19 protein-coding genes are annotated in these 18,894 nt (G+C 38.5%); 3 read left to right on the top strand and 16 right to left on the bottom strand.

Annotated elements, in window-relative coordinates:
* Positions 1 to 17 precede the first annotated feature (17 nt).
* From I858_RS17315 to I858_RS02230, 10 genes are all read right to left on the bottom strand, one after another.
* Positions 18 to 458, bottom strand: coding sequence for a GNAT family N-acetyltransferase (locus I858_RS17315; RefSeq protein ID WP_239457209.1), 441 nt, complete (start codon positions 456 to 458; stop codon positions 18 to 20).
* Positions 455 to 865: a hypothetical protein gene (locus I858_RS17310; RefSeq protein WP_239457208.1), complete on the bottom strand. Its 411-nt coding sequence runs from the start codon at positions 863 to 865 to the stop codon at positions 455 to 457. Before I858_RS17310 ends, I858_RS17315 begins: the two co-directional genes overlap by 4 nt.
* A 142-nt stretch (positions 866 to 1,007) precedes the next feature.
* A complete protein-coding gene (locus tag I858_RS02265) occupies positions 1,008 to 2,225 on the bottom strand; it encodes an MFS transporter (protein WP_049693953.1) in 1,218 nt (405 codons plus the stop codon).
* Positions 2,226 to 2,373: 148 nt separating this feature from the next.
* Positions 2,374 to 3,312 carry a DUF4003 family protein gene (locus I858_RS02260; RefSeq protein ID WP_071645340.1) on the bottom strand — a complete coding sequence of 313 codons (939 nt, stop codon included), beginning with the start codon at positions 3,310 to 3,312 and terminating at the stop codon, positions 2,374 to 2,376.
* 177 nt (positions 3,313 to 3,489) lie between these two features.
* Entirely contained in the window at positions 3,490 to 4,134 is a 645-nt protein-coding gene (locus I858_RS02255; RefSeq protein WP_049693954.1) for a uracil-DNA glycosylase, read from the bottom strand.
* 246 nt (positions 4,135 to 4,380) lie between these two features.
* Positions 4,381 to 5,340: a siderophore ABC transporter substrate-binding protein gene (locus tag I858_RS02250; RefSeq protein ID WP_049693955.1), complete on the bottom strand. Its 960-nt coding sequence runs from the start codon at positions 5,338 to 5,340 to the stop codon at positions 4,381 to 4,383.
* A gap of 22 nt (positions 5,341 to 5,362) precedes the next feature.
* Entirely contained in the window at positions 5,363 to 6,124 is a 762-nt protein-coding gene (locus tag I858_RS02245; protein WP_049693956.1) for an iron ABC transporter ATP-binding protein, read from the bottom strand.
* Positions 6,121 to 7,071 (bottom strand): iron chelate uptake ABC transporter family permease subunit, encoded by a 951-nt coding sequence (locus I858_RS02240; RefSeq protein WP_049693957.1) that lies wholly within the window; start codon positions 7,069 to 7,071, stop codon positions 6,121 to 6,123. Before I858_RS02240 ends, I858_RS02245 begins: the two co-directional genes overlap by 4 nt.
* On the bottom strand, positions 7,064 to 8,014 hold the full coding sequence (locus I858_RS02235) for an ABC transporter permease (protein ID WP_049693958.1): 951 nt from the start codon (positions 8,012 to 8,014) through the stop codon (positions 7,064 to 7,066). Before I858_RS02235 ends, I858_RS02240 begins: the two co-directional genes overlap by 8 nt.
* Positions 8,015 to 8,306: 292 nt before the next feature.
* Positions 8,307 to 9,170, bottom strand: a complete 864-nt coding sequence (locus I858_RS02230) for a DUF6612 family protein (protein ID WP_049693959.1) — start codon at positions 9,168 to 9,170, stop codon at positions 8,307 to 8,309.
* A 192-nt stretch (positions 9,171 to 9,362) separates the two neighbouring features.
* Between I858_RS02230 and I858_RS02225 the strand changes: the two genes are divergently transcribed.
* Entirely contained in the window at positions 9,363 to 11,081 is a 1,719-nt protein-coding gene (locus I858_RS02225) for an ABC transporter ATP-binding protein (protein ID WP_049693960.1), read from the top strand.
* A gap of 52 nt (positions 11,082 to 11,133) precedes the next feature.
* Here I858_RS02225 and hflX read toward each other — a convergent pair whose 3' ends face one another.
* From hflX to putP, 3 genes are all read right to left on the bottom strand, one after another.
* Entirely contained in the window at positions 11,134 to 12,405 is a 1,272-nt protein-coding gene (gene hflX / locus I858_RS02220) for a GTPase HflX (protein WP_049693961.1), read from the bottom strand.
* A 48-nt stretch (positions 12,406 to 12,453) separates the two neighbouring features.
* A complete protein-coding gene (locus I858_RS02215) occupies positions 12,454 to 13,197 on the bottom strand; it encodes a VOC family protein (RefSeq protein ID WP_049693962.1) in 744 nt (247 codons plus the stop codon).
* A gap of 218 nt (positions 13,198 to 13,415) precedes the next feature.
* The gene (gene putP / locus I858_RS02210) at positions 13,416 to 14,936 is read right to left on the bottom strand and encodes a sodium/proline symporter PutP (RefSeq protein WP_049693963.1); all 1,521 of its coding nucleotides are present in this window, start codon (positions 14,934 to 14,936) and stop codon (positions 13,416 to 13,418) included.
* 113 nt (positions 14,937 to 15,049) lie between these two features.
* Here putP and I858_RS02205 point away from each other — a divergent pair, with 113 nt between their 5' ends.
* Positions 15,050 to 15,412 carry a DUF2188 domain-containing protein gene (locus I858_RS02205; protein WP_049693964.1) on the top strand — a complete coding sequence of 121 codons (363 nt, stop codon included), beginning with the start codon at positions 15,050 to 15,052 and terminating at the stop codon, positions 15,410 to 15,412.
* 34 nt (positions 15,413 to 15,446) lie between these two features.
* Here I858_RS02205 and I858_RS02200 read toward each other — a convergent pair whose 3' ends face one another.
* The 3 genes from I858_RS02200 to desA form a co-directional block, all read right to left on the bottom strand.
* Positions 15,447 to 16,046: a response regulator transcription factor gene (locus tag I858_RS02200; protein WP_049693965.1), complete on the bottom strand. Its 600-nt coding sequence runs from the start codon at positions 16,044 to 16,046 to the stop codon at positions 15,447 to 15,449.
* Entirely contained in the window at positions 16,043 to 17,179 is a 1,137-nt protein-coding gene (locus tag I858_RS02195; protein WP_049693966.1) for a sensor histidine kinase, read from the bottom strand. Before I858_RS02195 ends, I858_RS02200 begins: the two co-directional genes overlap by 4 nt.
* A 97-nt stretch (positions 17,180 to 17,276) precedes the next feature.
* Positions 17,277 to 18,296: a Delta(5) desaturase DesA gene (gene desA, locus I858_RS02190; RefSeq protein WP_049693967.1), complete on the bottom strand. Its 1,020-nt coding sequence runs from the start codon at positions 18,294 to 18,296 to the stop codon at positions 17,277 to 17,279.
* A gap of 206 nt (positions 18,297 to 18,502) precedes the next feature.
* Between desA and I858_RS02185 the strand changes: the two genes are divergently transcribed.
* Complete coding sequence (locus tag I858_RS02185) at positions 18,503 to 18,733, top strand: hypothetical protein (protein ID WP_049693968.1); 231 nt, start codon at positions 18,503 to 18,505, stop codon at positions 18,731 to 18,733.
* Positions 18,734 to 18,894 lie beyond the last annotated feature (161 nt).

The raw sequence follows: 18,894 nt of genomic DNA, 5'->3' as shown, positions 1-18,894 counted from the left end.
AAAGCTACTGCAGAATACTATTGCTTTTTGAAAACAAGATGAACCGGATTTGCAATTTGCTCGTAGCCAATTGTTCTGTAAATTTTATTAGATGTCTTGTTATCAAGATCTGTATATAGCATAACGAAATCGTATTCTACTAATAGTTCATTTGTAATTTCAGCAACTAAAGTCCGCGCATACCCTTTTCCACGCTGTGCTTTTGGCGTAAAAACGAAAGACACTGTGATGCCGTTTTTCGACGGACGAGATTTCTTCATACAGGAAACGACTGCTCCGTCAACTTCCCATACATACACTTCTTTGTTGTCTAAAAACTTCATAATCTGTTGTGTAGCCTGTGCTTGCGTAGAACATCGATCGATTCCTGTTTCCACTTCAAAATCCCGGTACCATTCCACTAAAGTGTCGGCATCTTTTTTACTAGCAACTCTCCAAGTTCCTATACTTTTTGTCACATTTTATTGACTGCATCAATTCGATATAAGCCTTGATCCATCAATACGTCTATCTTTTCTCCTGACTTATCGATCCAGGCTTTTGCAAAAAGACGACACACTTTTCGCTCTCCAACTATGCCACTCACTTGAATACCGAGATTTTGCAAATGTCGGGCAATCTCTTTTTCACTACCAGGAACATCCTGAAAAACCACTAACTGTAAAGCATGCGGAGGCGTCAGTAAACAAGCTGCAATTATTTCTTCTCCTTCTTTTACTAGAGCCAATAAGTAATTTTTATAATGTCCGGTTTGGATTTGTTTAAGAATGCCTAAAAATAAACTATTAACATCTTCATTTTGATATAGAAACGGTGATACTTCAGCTGAAAAGACAGCTGAGTCTGAGTAGATAATCAATTCCATTTCTCCACGTCCATTTCCGCATTAATTTACTGTTCATCTATGTAGTATTGGCTATATTGTAGAAAATCTCCTTCTAACAGCTGTTATTTCCTTATTAAAAACGTAACCGACATGATATCGATTACGTTTTTAGTTTATAGCATTATTCTAACTCTAATTGTTTTGTTTCTTTGCCGAGAAATGCTACAGCCATCGCTCCAATAAGAATGGAAGCACAGAAAATCCCGAAGATTACATTGAGACCTGTACCAGCTGTTAGCAGTGTGCCGACTAGAAGCGGCCCAAGAACTCCACCGATACGGCCAAATGCAGCCGCCATTCCTGTACCTGTACCACGAATAACTGTCGGGTATTGCTCTGGGGAATAAGCATACAAAGCTCCCCAAGCACCCAAGTTAAAGAACGACAAGAAAGCACCCGAAACAATTAATAAAGTGATGGTATCTGCATTACCAAAAGCCAACGCACTAATTGCTGTTCCAATTAAGTAAGTGACCAACACAAATTTCCGCCCTGCCCGTTCGATAAGCCATGCAGCTGAAAAGTAGCCTGGCAATTGAGCCAAGGTCATAACCAATACGTATTGGAAGCTTTTGATCAACGTGAACCCTTTTAATACCATCACACTTGGAAGCCACAAGAACATGCCATAATATGAAAATACTACTGTAAACCAGACAATCCATAGCATTAAAGTCGAACGTCTGTATTTCTTTGACCAAACGTCTTTAATGTTTGTTGAAATTGATCGCAACACATCTTTTTTTGCAGAAAACTGTGGTGAATCCGGTAGATTGATACGTAAATACAAGGCATAAAATGCTGGCAACGCAGTTAGCAAAAGCGCTACGCGCCATCCGAAAGATGGAATAATAAAATAAGAGATAACTGCTGCCACTAGCCAGCCTGCTGCCCAAAAACTTTCGAGTAAAACAATAACACGACCACGCTCTTTTGCTGGTACACTTTCTGATACTAGAGTAGAAGCTACCGGTAGCTCACCACCTAATCCCATTCCTACAAAAAACCGTAAAATCATAAATGCTGCGAGTGTTGTTGTAAAAGCAGAAATGCCGCTAGCAATTGAAAACAACAATAGCGTAATAATAAATATTTTCTTTCGTCCCACACGGTCCGCATAGATCCCAAACACGAATGCACCAACTGCCATTCCAATTGAGTTGACGCTACCGATCCATCCCATTTGACTAGATGTTAAACCCCAATCTTCATGCAATGCCGCAATAACGAACGCTAAAATACCAACGTCCATTGCATCAAAAAGCCAACCAAGACCGGCCACTCCTAGTAATTTATTTCTTGATATCGATTTCGGGTTTTTTTCAGCTAAAGTTGACATCATCATTCCCCTTGTCTTTACACATGTATGGTATTGTCTTTACACAACTATACGCCGACAAAAGATTGATGACAAGCTGTAAATAAAAGTCAGTTTTTTCAAACAACTAAGTTTCATTAACGTGTTTATAAGTCTTCAATTAGCTGGATTAAGTACTGGTTGTTGATATAATCGCGGCATTGATGCTAACCATCATTGCTGCTTGTTGGGCTTGCATTAATGTTTCTAGCGATGTTGAGAAAGTCACATTAGCAACATCTTGATCTTCTATATGATCAGCCATCGTCAGTTGAACTGCCGTTGAAAATGCCATATCTTTATACCAACGAAATATTTTATGATTTTCGAGTTCACGTGTATTTGACACAATTTCACTCAGCACGTTACCGCCTACCCCCGTTACAGCTAAAAAACCGACAGTTGGGTACTGCGTATAGGCAATCTTAATGTTTTCATCTTTGAAAAACTGCTGAATTGCCAAAACTTTTCCAACCATTTCTGGATTATAGTCAGCAGATTCAAAAGTCATAATTTGAGATAACCATTGAAGGTTATTGCCCATTGTGAATCCTTGCTCGTGCAAGTCACGGTAATACATATTCATTGTAGCTGCACGTTTTTCAAGTAATCCTTCTCTACTTCCTAACAATGCGGCGTATGGAATATCTTCATTTGAGGTTAAGAACTTATGGTATTTTTTCATTTCTTCATATAATGTTCTCGCCTGCTCGGCTTCTTCAGGATTTTTCATCAGTAATGCAGCTAAATACGTATACGATGTTTTCCAAAATCCTGAATCGTTGAGTGCTTGTTGGTTCTGATTAACCAATTTCAACGAACTTTCTACATCTTCTTTTTTTACCACCATAAAAGCAGCCGCAACATGAAGTAAGTGAGAGCGCAACGGTGACGTCCATCCCTCTTTTTTTTGAATAGTTTCGACCGCTTCTTTATGCGTTGTAGCATTAAAACTTTGTCCGCTTGCTACATATATATTAGTGACAGCTAATGAAATCCGCTTATCTACTGCCCATCCTGCTGCTTTTGAAACTTCTGAGAAAGTTTGTTCAATGCGTTTGCTATCCATTAAAAACGCCTCCCTTTCTCTTTACTACGAGAAAGGGAGGCGTTTGGTTTCATGATGAAGCAATTAACGCCGAGCCAATAGCTATATTTGCTAGCCCAGCAAAAAAAGAAAACCAAATACAACTAAAAAAGCGTCATTTATAAATATGCCTTGTCTTTGTAAATAACATAACAACCATTATTTCACTTTTCCCAAAAGCTCTTTTAATCTTCGCCAGTCTTCGTCTTTCAGCTCACGAACCGCTGGATTATAAAAAACACTGGCTGGATGAAAAGTAGGGAAAATATGATACACATCAGCTGTTTCTTTAAAGCAACTTTCTTCATCATCCCAATACTGAATTGGCGACTCTATTAACACACCATGAAGTTCAGTAACTTTTGCTTTTGGACCAATCAATCTTTGTAAACCGATATTTCCTAAAGTAACAATTAACGGCGGATGAATGTCTCGAATTTCTGTATCTAAAATTAGCGCATGCGCGATAATTTCCTTTTTAGTTGGCGCTCGGTTATACTTTCGCTCAATTATTTCACCATTGCGCTTTTTTTTGGTTCCCCATTTGTAAGGTCTACTGCGAACAGCGCTCGTTATATAAACATCTTCACGCGCCAATCCTACACTTTCTAAGGAAGCCATCAATTCCTTTCCTGCTCGGCCTGTAAAAGGAATGCCTGTTTCTAACTCATTTTCTCCAGGTGCTTCTCCCACTAACATAATGGCTGGGTTTTTAGGACCACTTCCCCATACAAAGCCCTCAACGGGGTATCCCTCGATTCTTCGCTTTCCTAGCTCTGCTAGTTCTTCAGAAATTTTATACATGCAAGTTCACCTCTATACATTTTCGTCGATATAAAAACGATTAGGATCATCACCAAACGTTCTTTACTGAAGTAAGTGCCTATTAAAAAATCTTAAAAATTGCTGATTTCTTTCTATTTAGAGATTTAGACAATCATTGATTTAAGTGTAACGGAAATTGTCAAAATCGAAAAGCAAGAAGATTAACATCCAAACAAACTAAAAAAGGTATTCCCGACTATTCAGGAATACCTTTTTATCAACTCTTTATTCAAATGCAGACTGTACATCTGTTACCATTTGAGTGACAGACTGCAATCCGCCACCTGATAGGTACCAGTAATCTGGATCTAAGTAGATAATTTTATCGTTTTTATAAGCATTCGTTTTTTGAACCAATTCATTTTCAAGAGAATCTGCTGCATTCGTACCATTTCCAACAACTGCATTGCGATCGACCACGAACATTATATCTGGATTTGTTTCTAACACATATTCGTATGAAATACTTTGTCCGTGAGTTGACGCTTCGATGCCTTCATCTGCTTGATTTACTCCGAAAACATCATGAATAAGTCCAAAGCGTGAAGCTGCACCATATGCACTTACTTTGCCTTCATTAGCAAGAACGATTAACGCTGTTTCTTCTGAACCACTTACTGTTTCTTTCGCTTTTTCAATTTGTGTATCAATCGCTGCAAGTTCTTCAGTGATTTGATCTTCTTTGCCAAAAATTTCTCCAAGAGTTGTCATGTTTTCTTTAAATGACCCCATATAATCTTCTGTATCTACAGCCATATGAATTGTTGGTGCAATTTCAGAAAACTCATCGTACATGTCCGCTTGACGTCCAGAAATAATGATTAAGTCTGGCTCCATGGCGTTGATTGCTTCAAAATCTGCTTCTTTTAAAGTTCCTACGTTTTCATATTTTTCAGCGTCTGCGTATTTTTCAAGGTACGCGGGAACATTGCCTTGTGGTACACCTTTAACCGCTTCGACACCCAATTTGTCTAGTGAATCAAGAACACCAAAGTCAAATACGACTACTTTTTCAGGATTTTTATTGAATGTTGTTTCACCGAGTTCATGCGTCACTGTCATTTCTTCTGTTTTTTCTGCATCTGTATTTGCTGTACCGGATTCTGTCTTTTCTTCTGTTGATCCACAAGCCGCAAGTACTGCGATTATCATTAATGTGAATGCTACCAATAACCATTTTTTCATATCGTTTCGAGCTCCTCTTTTTTTAAGAATTGAAATACACACAAATTCGGCAATCGTTCATCTGCTGAATGGGAATATCCATATCGTATATTTCTTTTAATGCGGCACTTTGAATAATTTCTTCTGTTGTTCCGTCTTTCACAACGCGGCCGTTTTTCAAGGCTACAATTCGATCAGAATAAACCGAAGCAAAGTTAATATCATGAAGAACAATGACCACTGTTTTGCCAAGATCATCAACTAAGCGACGCAAAATCTTCATGATTTGAACAGAATGTTTCATGTCTAGGTTATTTAATGGTTCATCTAGTAAAATATAATCGGTGTCTTGTGCAATAACCATAGCAATAAATGCACGCTGACGTTGTCCTCCGGATAGTTCATCGAGGTAGGAATTTTCCATTTCTTTTAAATTCATGTAATCAATCGCTTGATCAACCATTTTCTCATCTTCATCATTGAGACGACCTTTTGAATAAGGAAAGCGACCAAAAGAAACAAGCTCACGAATCGTCAAACGGACATTCATAAAGTTAGACTGTTTTAAGATTGATACACGTTTTGAGAATTCATTGGATTTCAACTTTTTTGTACTCGTTGAATCAATCAACACTTCTCCGGTGTCGGCATCCAAAAGACGACTGACCATCGACAGCAAGGTAGATTTCCCAGCGCCGTTTGGTCCGATAAAGGACGTGATTTGACCCCGTTGAATATCAACAGTAACATTCTCCACCACTGCTTTTTTTCCGTACAACTTTGTCAATTCGCGAACTTGGATCATTTAGACCGACTCTCCTTTAATAGTAGATGGATAAAGTAAATTCCACCGATGAAATTAATAATTACACTTAAGGTCGTATTAAAAGTAAAAATTCGCTCCACTACCCATTGACCACCCACTAAGGCGACTACACTGGTAACAATAGACCCCGTTAACAACACAGAGTGTTTGTAGGAAGTAAAAAATTGATAAGACAAATTCGCGACAATCAATCCAAAAAAAGTAATCGGTCCGACAAGTGCCGTAGCAATCGCGATTAAAACAGCCGATAAAACTAACATTTGTTTAACTAATGCATCGTAATTAACACCTAAGTTAATCGCGGTATCACGTCCTAATGTCAATACATCGAGAGCTGCATTTTGTTTCCAAGCAAAAGCGATTAAGACTGTAATAATGACTAAAGACATCCATACCAAATCTGAATTGACATTATTGAAACTCGCAAACATACGGTCTTGAATAATCGAAAATTCATTAGGATCGATCAATACTTGCAGAAACGTGGTAATACTTCCAAAAAACGTTCCACAAATGATACCGACCAGCAAAAGAAAGTAAATTGGCCGATCATTTTTTTTAAAGAGCAAGCGGTAGAATAACAAAGCGAAGATAACCATTACAGCAATCGACAACATAAAATTTACTTGCTTGTTGATAATGGTGAAGTGACTCGAGCCAAGAAAAAAGACCAATACTGTTTGAAGCAGCATGTATAGTGAATCTAACCCCATAATACTCGGCGTCAATATCCGGTTATGGGTAATGGTTTGAAAAACGACCGTTGCATACGCAATGGCGACTCCAGTCAATACCATGGCAAACACTTTTATACCACGCCGCGGCAATGCATAGTCAAAACTACCGTTCAAGTCTTGAAACAAGTACACGCCGCAAACTACGAAAGCTAGACCGATTACTATGAGCATTTTATGTAAATCACGCATAAGCTTTCCTCCTAAACAACAAGAAGAGGAAAACAAAACTTCCAATCACGCCGACCATCAAGCTAATGGAAATCTCGTACGGGTAAATCAAGACCCTTCCCAAGATATCGCACACTAGCAAGAAAATAGCGCCAAGCATTGCCGTATGTGGCAATGTTTTTTGAAGATGATCTCCTTTGAAAATGGATACGATGTTTGGAATGATCAACCCAAGGAATGGGATAACCCCTACCGTTAAAACAACTGTCGCTGTAATCAAAGCTACGAGTGTCAATCCGATGTTGACAACACTCCGGTATTTCATCCCCAAATTTTTGGAGAAGTCCTCACCCATACCTGCCACTGTAAAGCGGTTAGCGTACAAATAAGCGATGATAAAAACCGGAACGCTGATGTAGAGAAGTTCATAACTTCCTTTCATCACCATCGAAAAGTCACCTTGTAACCAAGCAGACATATTCTGTATTACATCTGCTCGATAAGCGAAAAACGTTGTAATAGATGACAAGATGTTTCCGAACATCAAACCGACTAAAGGAATGAATATCGCATCTTTAAATTTGATGCGGTTTAGTATTTGCATGAAAAGAAAGGTACCGGCAAGCGCAAAAGCAAAAGCCACTGTCATTTTTTCTAGCATCGAAGCGTTTGCGAATAATAACATCGATACTAAAATCCCAAGCCGAGTGGCGTCTAATGTACCTGCCGTTGTCGGAGACACAAACTTATTGCGGCTCAGCTGCTGCATGATGAGCCCTGCCATGCTCATCCCTGCACCTGCTAGCAAAATCGCGACCAGCCTTGGCAGCCGGCTGATCAAGAATATCTGTGTCTCTTCCGATTGAAAATCAAGCAAATCAGCTATACTGATACTGCTTACTCCGACAAACAAGGAAATGATTGACAGTATGATTAATGTTGGTATTAAGTAACGCTTCTTCACGACTGTCCCTCATCTGTCTTCAATAAATGATTATTGATTATTGATTATTCGTTAGTGATAATCATTATCACTGGCTTACGTGTTTCAGTATAGCATGTTGGGAAAACGAGTCAATAGTTAATTGAGAACAATTTTCATTTACATGATAATGATATTGGATTGTCAAAAAGTTGTCATTGGGATAAACATAAAAAGAGCATGCCATTTACGCATGCTCTTTTGCTCTTATAAAAAAATCTAGTTGTCAGACCGTACTTTTACTTAGTAGATCAATAACTATTAATTTACTAGATTAACCCGTAATTTCCTGCGCTTGCTCTAATACTTCAGCTGGTATAGTAATGGCTTCAATTTCATTGAAGTTGCTATAGTCAGCTTGCATATCGGATTTGATGTTCATCATTTCATCTTCAATATTCATATCCATGTCCATCTTCATATCCATACTTGTCGTTAAGAAAGTTTCTTTATCAATAGTAATCACGTAGTTTACAGAATGTATTGTCATGTCCTCGAGTATCATTTCTGCTTCAAGCTCCATTTGCCCTAATGTTTTATCAAGTTGCTGATCCATCAATTTTTTGAATTTTTCACCCGATGCCTCCAACGTCAAAATGTAAGCTTCTTCTGTTTGTTTAAATGTAAAATCATCTTTAAACTCCGCTAGTTCTTCAAGCTGTTGAGAAGGATCGGCTGTTTGCTGATCAGCAAGCGCTTTTAAATCGCCAATGCTTTCATCGGGCATTTTCAGCCAAGTCGCCATCGTTTCTTCGTACATATACATGCCTTGATCTGTAAAATACATTTCCATATTCATCGGACTTGCGTTATCGATATCTTCTGACACAATGGAGGTTTCTGCTTTTTGATGGAATGCTATCGGATCAATGGTCATATCCATAGAGGAATCTACTGTCATCTCCATTTCCATGCCATCGCCTTCCATTGCCATTGTTTGATCCGTTACAATGTCTGCATGCACACTCGTAATGTCTTCAGATGCTTTTACTGACTTCGTATATACTTCTTGAACAGTTAGCTTACTATCTTCTCCTTTTGTCTCTTTATCTCCAGATGCCGGCTCTGCCGTTTCACTGCAAGCAGAAAGGCCGATAGCTAACGTAGCAGTACTCATAAATAAAATCCATTTTTTCAAAATAATCTTCCTCCTTCAACTTGTTATAAGCTTCTTTTCGATTTACTGAGAAACTCAGTTAAATTGCATCTCTCTTTACTTACGAATTAACCTAAAAATAGTTTCATATTTCTTGTTTATTCAATTTCCAGTCGTTTATTTCTTCGACTTCGACTATACTTTTCATTATGAGAAAAAAAGAGGCGGGATTTTTTGAGATTAAAACAATTTTTCACATATTATAAACCACATAAGCGGCTATTTATCATTGATTTTTCCAGCGCTGTTTTTGTTGCTATTTTAGAACTCGCATTTCCAGTTGCTGTTCAGTGGTTTATCGATGACTTGCTGCCGAGTGGTAATTGGGGAACCATCACCACAGTTAGCTTCTTGCTGCTTGCGATTTTTTTGTTGAGCACATTCTTGCAGTATGTCGTCAGCTATCTCGGTCACAAATTAGGAATCAATATCGAAACAGATATGAGAGAAGAGCTATTCACTCATGTTCAGCGACAATCTTTTCGCTTTTTTGACAATACCAAAACCGGTCATATTATGAGCCGTGTCACCAATGATTTGTTTGATATTGGTGAACTTGCCCATCATGGACCTGAAGATTTTTTTATTGCCATCATGACCTTTTTCGGAGCATTCGGTATTATGTTTTGGATCAACCCAAAACTAGCACTAGTTACACTTATCGTGATTCCTTTCCTAGTCTGGCTTATCACGTTTTGCAATATCAAAATGAACCAAGCTTGGGGCAGCATGTACGGGAAAATTGCAGATGTTAATGGACGTGTAGAAGATAGTGTTTCAGGAGCGCGTGTCGTTCAGTCTTTTACAAATGAAGAGTTTGAAATCGAGCGCTTTAAAACTGATAACGACCGCTTTCGTCTAGCCAAAATGGTTGCTTACAAAGTTATGGCAGCAACACATTCCAGTATTTATATGATGACTCGTCTATTAACTCTAGTCGTACTGGTTTACGGGGCATGGCTCAATTTCCAAGGCGAATTATCATACGGAGAACTTGTCAGTTTTGTCTTGTTCTTGAACGTTTTGATTAAACCCATTGATAAAATTAGCGCATTGTTAGAACTTTATCCGAAAGGCATGGCTGGCTTTAGCCGTTTCCGCGATTTAATTGAACAAGCACCCGACATCAATGACCGGAAAGACGCTGTAGCTGTCGAAAACTTAACTGGAAATATTCGATTCGACGATGTCTATTTTGGCTATGACGATCATAAATCGGTCTTATCAGGCATTGACTTAAACTTGCATGCGGGAGAAACCATTGCGTTTGTTGGTCCTTCTGGAGCGGGAAAAACAACGATTTGTTCATTAATCCCACGATTTTATGATATTCAACAAGGAGTTATTTCAATTGACGGCATTGACATTCGCGATATGACTAAACATTCGTTGCGTTCACAAATCGGCATTGTCCAGCAAGACGTTTTCTTATTCACAGGAACTATTCGCGAAAACATTGCTTACGGCAAACGTCATGCCAGTGAAGAAGAAATTTTAATCGCTGCAAAAAAAGCGCATTTAGAAGACTTTGTTCAAAAATTACCGCAAGGCTACGAGACACAAATTGGAGAACGCGGATTGAAATTATCAGGAGGGCAAAAGCAACGTCTAGCCATTGCTCGGATGTTCCTGAAAAATCCACCTATTCTCATTTTGGATGAAGCTACTTCTGCACTCGATACACAAACAGAGCGCGTTATTCAAGAAGCTTTAAATGAACTAGCAGAAAACCGAACAACACTGATTATCGCTCACCGTCTCGCAACTATTCGAGATGCAGATCGCGTAATTGTTGTAACAGAAGATGGAATCGCTGAACAAGGCGGATACAGCGAACTACTTAAAGCTGACGGTATTTTCGCAAATCTCCATCGCATTCAGTTTCAACAATAAACCTAAATATTATGCAAAAAAGGCAGATCTCAAATTTGAGATCTGCCTTTTTTTAACTTCCAATAATAAATTCTTGATAGCGGTCATAATCAGCACGACTCAGTTCCACTTTTAACAAAGTACCTTCTTCTTCGTATTCTGTTTTTTGAATATTGGCATTGTCGTTTAAGTATGCAACAATGTCTCCGCGATCAAATGGCACCATCATTCGACATATAACATAGTCTTCAAAAATTTGCTTTTTGATAATTTCCAGCAATTCATCAAGTCCTTTGTCTTCTTTTGCCGAAATCCATATACCGTCTCCATTGAGTACCGGATAAGGCACTCCCGCTAAATCTGATTTATTGTACACATAAAGCGTAGGTACATTTTCCACACCAACAGCATGCAAAGTCTCATTTGTTACTTCCATCATATAGCGATGTTCTTCATTAGAAACATCGACGACATGCAACAGAAGATCCGCGTTTCGTGCTTCTTCTAGCGTTGAACGGAAAGCCTTAACAAGATGGTGAGGCAACTTGCTGACAAAACCAACTGTATCTGTCAGCAAGAAGCTTTTATTGTCTTCTAAACGAATTTGTCGAACCGATGTTTCCAATGTAGCAAAAAGCATGTCTTTTTCGAATACTTGTTTTTCTTCATTTTGACCTGTTTTTGCTAACAACTCATTCATTACTGTTGATTTTCCAGCATTGGTATAACCCACTAGTGAGACAACCGGTGTTCCTTTTTTCGTACGTTGTTTGCGTTGCGTAACGCGTTGTTCTTTAATATGCTCTAACTCTTTATGCAGCTTTGATATTTGGTCTTCAATTTTTCGACGATCCAGTTCCAACTTCGTCTCACCGGCTCCACGGTTAGCAACTCCGCCACTACTGCCGCCACCTTGTCGTCCGAGCGAAGCCCTCAGTCCAACTAGACGAGGCAACATGTATTGAAGTTGTGCCAATTCTACCTGTACTTGTGCTTCACGTGTTTTTGCACGTCGTGAAAATATATCTAAAATTAACATAGTCCGATCAATCACTTTACATTCTAAGTCTTCTTCCAGATTTCGAATTTGTGAAGGCGATAATTCGTCATTGAATATAACTACATTGGCATCCGCTTCTTCATAGAATGCTTTAATTTCTTCTAATTTCCCACTACCAACATAGCGTGAAGGATTGATTCGATCTAAATTTTGTGTAACTTCTCCTACCACTTCTACGTTGCAAGCTTCTGCTAAATTATGCAACTCTTCCATTCCATAAACGAAATGAAGATCTTTTTGAAGCTGAACACCGACTAAAACTGCTTTTTCTTTTAATTCATCCATTGATATTATCCTCCAATTTCAGGAAAGGGAAATTCCTATTCAGTTTATTTATTTTATCATAGTTTCTTTTTTATCTAGCTCTAGGCGTGGTAACCAATAACGCCCTTGTTCGAATTTTAGCTCTTCTGTACCTTCGCTAAAATAAACTTCTTCTAACCGTTCTTTTGGCTGATCTGTTTTTCTAAATTCAATGCGACAATTCTCTAATTTTAAGTTATCACCTATAATTTTCTTCCATAATTTCTCGGTTTCTTCTGGATTCCAGACACCAAACACACAGCGATCCATAGTTAGCTTTTCATTGACTGCTCGAATAGCTCCTTTGTTTCTTAACTTGTTATATCGCTGATCATCTGTTTCTTGCCATTCAATAAAAAATGGAGAAGGCAAGCTGCTAGATACTTGCTCAACAATAAATAGCATTTTCCATTTAATCAGTTCACCATCTGTAGTTTGACGTTGTGCGTCAAGCACTCCAGTTGTTTCAATTCCACGCTCTTGTAAAATCTTATTCACATCTGAAATGTTTTTAGTCCGTAAGCAAATAGTTCCAAAACCTATTTGATCATGCATCAAAAGACGTGTTAATGGATGATCGGCATCGTTTGCGATTTCTAGTTTTTCGACTGATAGCCATTCGATATAGCAATCTTGTAAATACAGCAACACATTTTGTGTTCCCCAACCGATATGTTGCCCACCTAGAGAGGCTGGCAAACCTTTTTCTTGCCAATAGCTTGCGGTTTCCCGTGTGTCATTGCGAACAAAATGAACAATGTGATCCAAATTCATAGTGCACCTCACTTATTTTTGTCTATCTATTACCGTTCGCCATCACTTATCAGGTTCCCTTTATGCGTTTAAAGAAAACACCAGGAGAATACAAATGCATTAATATAAAACCTAAACTGCATGTCAAAAATTATAGCCTTCCCAAATCATTAAATAAAAGAACAAAAGGCGTACAGCACTTCCTCGCAGAAGTGCTGTACGCCTTTTTGGTGTTCATATTACTTATCTTCGTTGATTAAACGAACTGTTTCATCGAATTCTTTCTCAATCTGCGCATCTGGTTTGTATGTTATCAGACTCACAACCCAAGTTATAAGTAGACACAAGAAGAAACCAGGAATGATTTCATAAACACTGCCTATGAAATTTGTCATTTCAGTTGCTCCAGGATCGTCTGCGACTGTACCAATTGAATCCCAAACAATCACCGTAACTGCACCGATAATCATTCCAGCTAGCGCGCCTTTTGAAGTCAACTTGCGCCAGAACAGAGATAACAAGATAATCGGTCCGAAAGCAGCACCAAACCCAGCCCATGCATAAGCAACTAAGCCTAAGATGGTATTGTTTTGTTCCCAAGCTAGGAAAGCCGCAATAACAGCAATCAATGCTACAGCGATTCGTCCAAGCGTTACATACCCTTTTGCTGACGCTTCTTTTTTGAAAGCAATTTTGTACAAATCTTCAATAAGTGCTGACGAACTTACGATAAGTTGAGAAGAAATCGTGCTCATAACAGCTGCTAAAACAGCTGCCAATACAAACCCTGCAACTAATGGGTGGAACAAAATTTGACTCAAATCAAGAAACACCGACTCAGGATCTACTAACGTCGCTGAAGGATTTTGCTGGAAGTAAGCAATTCCAATGAGCGCTGTTGCAGTTGCTCCAAGAAGACTAAAAATCATCCAGCTCATACCAATACGACGAGCTACACGAACTTCTTTTAAAGTTTTAATCGCCATAAAGCGAACAATGATGTGAGGTTGTCCGAAGTAACCAAGACCCCAAGCGACTGCAGAAATAATCCCAATTGTCGAAGCTCCAGAAACCAAGCTCAGCATATTCGGGTCTACTTCACGAATGCTTGCTGCTGTATCACTAAATCCACCGGTCGCGAAGATCCCGACCACTGGTACTGCAATTAACGCCAGCACCATCATAATACCTTGTACGAAATCCGTATAGCTGACAGCTAAGAAACCGCCGAACAACGTATAAGCTACAACTACAATTGAGCCTAACACTAGTCCTAAATGATAGTCCATTCCGAAAGAGCTCTGGAAGAACAAACCAGCGGCTACCATACCGGATGAAACGTAAAATGTGAAAAAGATCAAAATAATAATGCCTGCAACAATTCTTAATAACCGTGATTTGTCTTTTAAACGATTTTCCAAAAAACTTGGGATCGTAATCGAATCACTAGTAACAAACGAGTAAATTCTGAGACGTGGTGCTACAAAGTACCAGTTTAAAAAAGCACCAATTGTTAACCCGATAGCAATCCATACCTCAACTAATCCTCCAAGGTAAATTGCACCCGGTAAGCCAAGTAATAGCCATCCAGACATATCCGAAGCGCCTGCACTAAGTGCTGCAACTGCCGGTCCAAGTCCTCTTCCGCCAAGCATGTAATCGGATAAGTTGGCAGTTTTTCGATAAGCGTACCAGCCAATGTAAAGCATGGCGCCCAGATAAACAGCTAAAGCAATGATTTGATAGGTTGTATCTGTCATTTTATCCCCTCCTTGTTTAACAGTGTAACATTATTGAAACACATTAAAAGCCTTCATTTATGGTTTTTTCTTAAAACAAAACGGGAATCAACACAAAAAGGAGGCGATTTTTAATGCCATGGAGCAAGGATAATTATCCAGATTCATTTAAAAACCTGGACACTCCTGTCCGGAACAAAGCCATTGAAATCGCGAACGCATTGCTTCGCGATGGCTATAAAGAAGACCGCGCTATCCCTATCGCTTTAAACCAGGCAAAGAAAACTGAAAACGGCGATGAAGATCGACTTATTTACGAGATAAAAAAACATAATGATGGCTGGCAATTAAAGAAAAAAGACAGTAAAAAAGCTATTTTGATCGAAAAAACAAAAGAAAGCTTACTGTCAGAAGCTAAACGCTATGCGAATAAAAATCACGGAGAGCTTCATATTTACACTGAAAACGGCTCTTTATCAGACACACTTTACGAATAACGTTAAAACGCCGCCGTCATTTGACAGCGGCGTTTTACTTGAACCATCCTTTTTCTTTAAAACGAGAAATGGCTTCGATTCGATTTCCAACTTCTAATTTGTCTAGGATGGTTGAAATATAGTTTCTAACTGTTCCAGTTGTAATGAATAATTCCTTAGCAATTTCTTTCGTACTGCGGCCTTCGGCGATTAGTTCCATAACTTGTTTTTCACGTTCCGTTAATGGATTTTCGTCTGCATAAGCTAAGTCCACCAATTCCGGCGCATAAATGCGACGTCCCGACATAATTGTTCGAATTGACGTAGCTAAATCTTCACTCGGGCTGTCTTTTAACAAATAGCCACTAACCCCTGCTTTTCTCGCACGTTCAAAATAACCTGAACGCGCAAATGTGGTCAAAATAATAATTTTACACGGCTGATCTTTTAAAATTTCTGCAGCATCCAATCCACTTTTTAACGGCATTTCAATATCCATAATGCAAATATCAGGCTGCATTTTTTCGACAAGTTCAATAACTTCTTCTCCATTTGCAGCCTTTCCTACTACTTCCATGTCTTCTTCCAAATCCAACAGCGAGCCTAAAGCTCCTAACATCATACGTTGATCTTCTGCTAATACGATTTGAATCATTTTATAACCTCCTTTGAACTATAGAGAATTACATTTGGGACTCTAATATTTAAAGTAGTTCCATCCATTATTTTGATATCCACTGAACCGTTTACGAACTCCAGGCGTTCTCGCATACCCGCTAGTCCATTGCCTTGCAAAGACGTATTGCCTTCTGGAAATCCATTGCCGTCATCTTGTACTTGCACAAGAAGCTCTTCCGGATTTTGCTTAATCAGCACACTGCAACGCGATGCACCACTGTGCTTGACAACGTTTGTTACCGCTTCTTTTAAACACATACTTAAAACATTTTCGACCAATAACGGTGTATTCGTTAACTGTGTAGAGCCATAAAACACAAAATCGATTTCCGCAGCTTTTAAAATTTGCTGGACGCGCAAAAGCTCTTCATCCAATTTGGTTCCGCGCATATTAGACACTAATTCACGCACTTCTTTTAGTGCAGTGCGTGCTGTTTGCCGAACATCATTTATTTCATTTAAAGCCGACTCAGGATTCCGATAAATTAATTTACCCGCTAAATCACTTTTCAGACCAATTAAAGATAATTTTTGTCCCAGTGTATCATGTAGATCACGAGCAATTCGTTCACGCTCTTCAATAATAACAAGCTGTGAAATTCGTTTGTTAGCATCTTCAAGTTGCCCTTCCAATTTTTCACGCTTGTTTCGATTGTACGTGTTAAACGGCAATAAAATAACACCTAATATGCTAAGCACAATAAATGGCAACTGAGAAAGGTACAATTCACTATGATCAAAAAAGCCAAATACAACAGCTGCAATCGTCATGCCGATATGAAGGCCATAAATAATAAAAAACCCAACTTTATTGCGTAAATTGCCGATGAAAAAAGCGACAAAAATAGATAGATACACATAACCAAATAAGAAAATCATGCCAATATTAATGGCTATTTCAAAACTTACCCAGACATACACAAAGCCAGTTCTGGAGTTATAAGACAGTCGATAAGCTATGAAAAACAGCAACAAGAGCAAAATACCGAAAATAATTTCAGGTAGCGAAGAAGAACGAAAGATAAAAAAGAATGGCAAAATACAAAAGATCACCCACGCATAGAGACTCAGCCAAGGATTTTTAGGAAATATTTGATACCAACTTTGCATAAGATCCTCCTGTTCATTTCTATGTAATCTCATCATAGCAAATAATGAGCAAAAGAAAAAACCATTCCTTGAAGAATGATTTTTTCTCTATGTTTTCTTATTGTTCAGCCGTCTTCGCATTGACTAATAAGTGTTTGACTTCACCAAATGTAACAAAAGTTTTATTTGGTGCATCGTATAATTTATAGCTCAATGATTTAAGGCTAGATTTAATATCAATTGTTGTTGCTCGTTGAAGTGGAGGTGTCGATTCATGTGCTTTTTCCAAGTTATAATTGGGTACACGCGGGCTCAAGTGATGCACATGATGGAAGCCGATGTTGCCAGTCACCCACTGCAATACTTTTGGAAGTTGGTAATACGAACTTCCTTCGATTGCTGCTTTTACATAATCCCACTCATTTTCGTCTTCAAAGTATGAATCTTCAAATGTGTGTTGAACATAGAATAACCAAATCCCAAGTGCTCCTGCGATGAACATTGTTGTTCCTTGCACGATTAGAAATGCCTGCCAACCAATTGCTAAGATTAACAGCGTGTAAATGACCACTAGTGAAATATTGATTAAATACGTATTGTTGCGTTCTTTTTTACGTGCGTCTTTACGATTGAAACGACTTGAAATCAAGACTAAGAATAGAGGTCCGAATCCGAACATAACTAAAGGATTACGATACATACGGTATTTGAAACGTTCCCATTTTGAAGCTTCTACATATTCTTCAATCGTCATAACCCAAATATCGCCAACTCCGCGTTTATCAAGATTACCACTTGAAGCATGGTGAATCGAATGTTCGCGTTTCCACTTTTCATAAGCGAAAAGTGTCATAATGCCTGTGATTGTGCCTACAACAGCATTTGCTTTTTTGTTTTTAAAGAACGATCCGTGTGTGCAATCATGGAAGATGATAAACGTACGGATGACGAATGCTGCGGCTACTGCTGATAATGCAATTGTTAGCCAAATTGAGACATCAAGTGCTTGGTAAGCCAAGAACCATGCCAAGATAAAAGGTGGAATTGTATTTAATATTTGTCTAACACTCGATTTTACGTCTGCTTTTTCGAAAGGGGCAACAAATTTGCGTAACTGTGCTGTTTTTTCTCTGCTCATGCTTTCAAATTCCTCCTTCAGCGGACTTTTCGGTCCGGATAACTTATTAACTTAATCATAAAGGGAAGGGCACCTGAACATAAGACACAAACGTCTATATTTCTATATGACAGTTGTCATGTATTTTTAAAAATCTCTTCTTTTAAAATTACAAGTAATACGTGTATAATAAGAATAGACAGAAAAATCAGAATGGAGTGACGTGTATGACTGGCATGATTGCTGTCATTATGGTCTTTTCAATTCCACTAGCTGGCATTATTACTAGCCATCTTCAAAGTCAATCCAAGCTAAAAAGTAAAATGATTGAAAGTGAACTGGAGCTTGAAAAATTAAAACATGATAATTTTGTGATTGAAACACAGAAAATGCGCTTAGAGCTTGAACAACTTAAATTAGAAGATGCAAAAAAAGATAATAACCGACTATTGAAATAAAGTTAAGGAGATGTTCGGTGAATAGTAAAAGCACTGTCCAGAAAGTCATTTTTATGAGCTTTTGTTGATAGGGCTTTTTATGCATGGAACAATTGTCTAATTCTCATTACAATCGATCTCATCGCTAGGAGACGGATATACAAATTAAACCCCATCGAAGA

Source organism: Planococcus versutus (assembly GCF_001186155.3).
Lineage (GTDB): Bacteria > Bacillota > Bacilli > Bacillales_A > Planococcaceae > Planococcus > Planococcus versutus.
Note: the sequence above shows the minus strand (reverse complement) of the source record. Positions and strands in the feature narration are given on the sequence as shown.

What these genes read in the sequence shown, in the direction of transcription:
- I858_RS02265 (WP_049693953.1), bottom strand. Translation starts at nt 2,225, where the DNA reads ATGTCAACTTTAGCTGAAAAAAACCCGAAATCGATATCAAGAAATAAA.
- putP (WP_049693963.1), bottom strand. Translation starts at nt 14,936, where the DNA reads ATGACAGATACAACCTATCAAATCATTGCTTTAGCTGTTTATCTGGGC.
- I858_RS02215 (WP_049693962.1), bottom strand. Translation starts at nt 13,197, where the DNA reads ATGAATTTGGATCACATTGTTCATTTTGTTCGCAATGACACACGGGAA.
- I858_RS17310 (WP_239457208.1), bottom strand. Translation starts at nt 865, where the DNA reads ATGGAATTGATTATCTACTCAGACTCAGCTGTCTTTTCAGCTGAAGTA.
- I858_RS02260 (WP_071645340.1), bottom strand. Translation starts at nt 3,312, where the DNA reads ATGGATAGCAAACGCATTGAACAAACTTTCTCAGAAGTTTCAAAAGCA.
- I858_RS02250 (WP_049693955.1), bottom strand. Translation starts at nt 5,340, where the DNA reads ATGAAAAAATGGTTATTGGTAGCATTCACATTAATGATAATCGCAGTA.
- I858_RS02255 (WP_049693954.1), bottom strand. Translation starts at nt 4,134, where the DNA reads ATGTATAAAATTTCTGAAGAACTAGCAGAGCTAGGAAAGCGAAGAATC.
- I858_RS02240 (WP_049693957.1), bottom strand. Translation starts at nt 7,071, where the DNA reads ATGCGTGATTTACATAAAATGCTCATAGTAATCGGTCTAGCTTTCGTA.
- desA (WP_049693967.1), bottom strand. Translation starts at nt 18,296, where the DNA reads ATGAGCAGAGAAAAAACAGCACAGTTACGCAAATTTGTTGCCCCTTTC.
- I858_RS02185 (WP_049693968.1), top strand. Translation starts at nt 18,503, where the DNA reads ATGACTGGCATGATTGCTGTCATTATGGTCTTTTCAATTCCACTAGCT.
- I858_RS02245 (WP_049693956.1), bottom strand. Translation starts at nt 6,124, where the DNA reads ATGATCCAAGTTCGCGAATTGACAAAGTTGTACGGAAAAAAAGCAGTG.
- I858_RS02195 (WP_049693966.1), bottom strand. Translation starts at nt 17,179, where the DNA reads ATGCAAAGTTGGTATCAAATATTTCCTAAAAATCCTTGGCTGAGTCTC.
- I858_RS02200 (WP_049693965.1), bottom strand. Translation starts at nt 16,046, where the DNA reads ATGATTCAAATCGTATTAGCAGAAGATCAACGTATGATGTTAGGAGCT.
- hflX (WP_049693961.1), bottom strand. Translation starts at nt 12,405, where the DNA reads ATGGATGAATTAAAAGAAAAAGCAGTTTTAGTCGGTGTTCAGCTTCAA.
- I858_RS02205 (WP_049693964.1), top strand. Translation starts at nt 15,050, where the DNA reads ATGCCATGGAGCAAGGATAATTATCCAGATTCATTTAAAAACCTGGAC.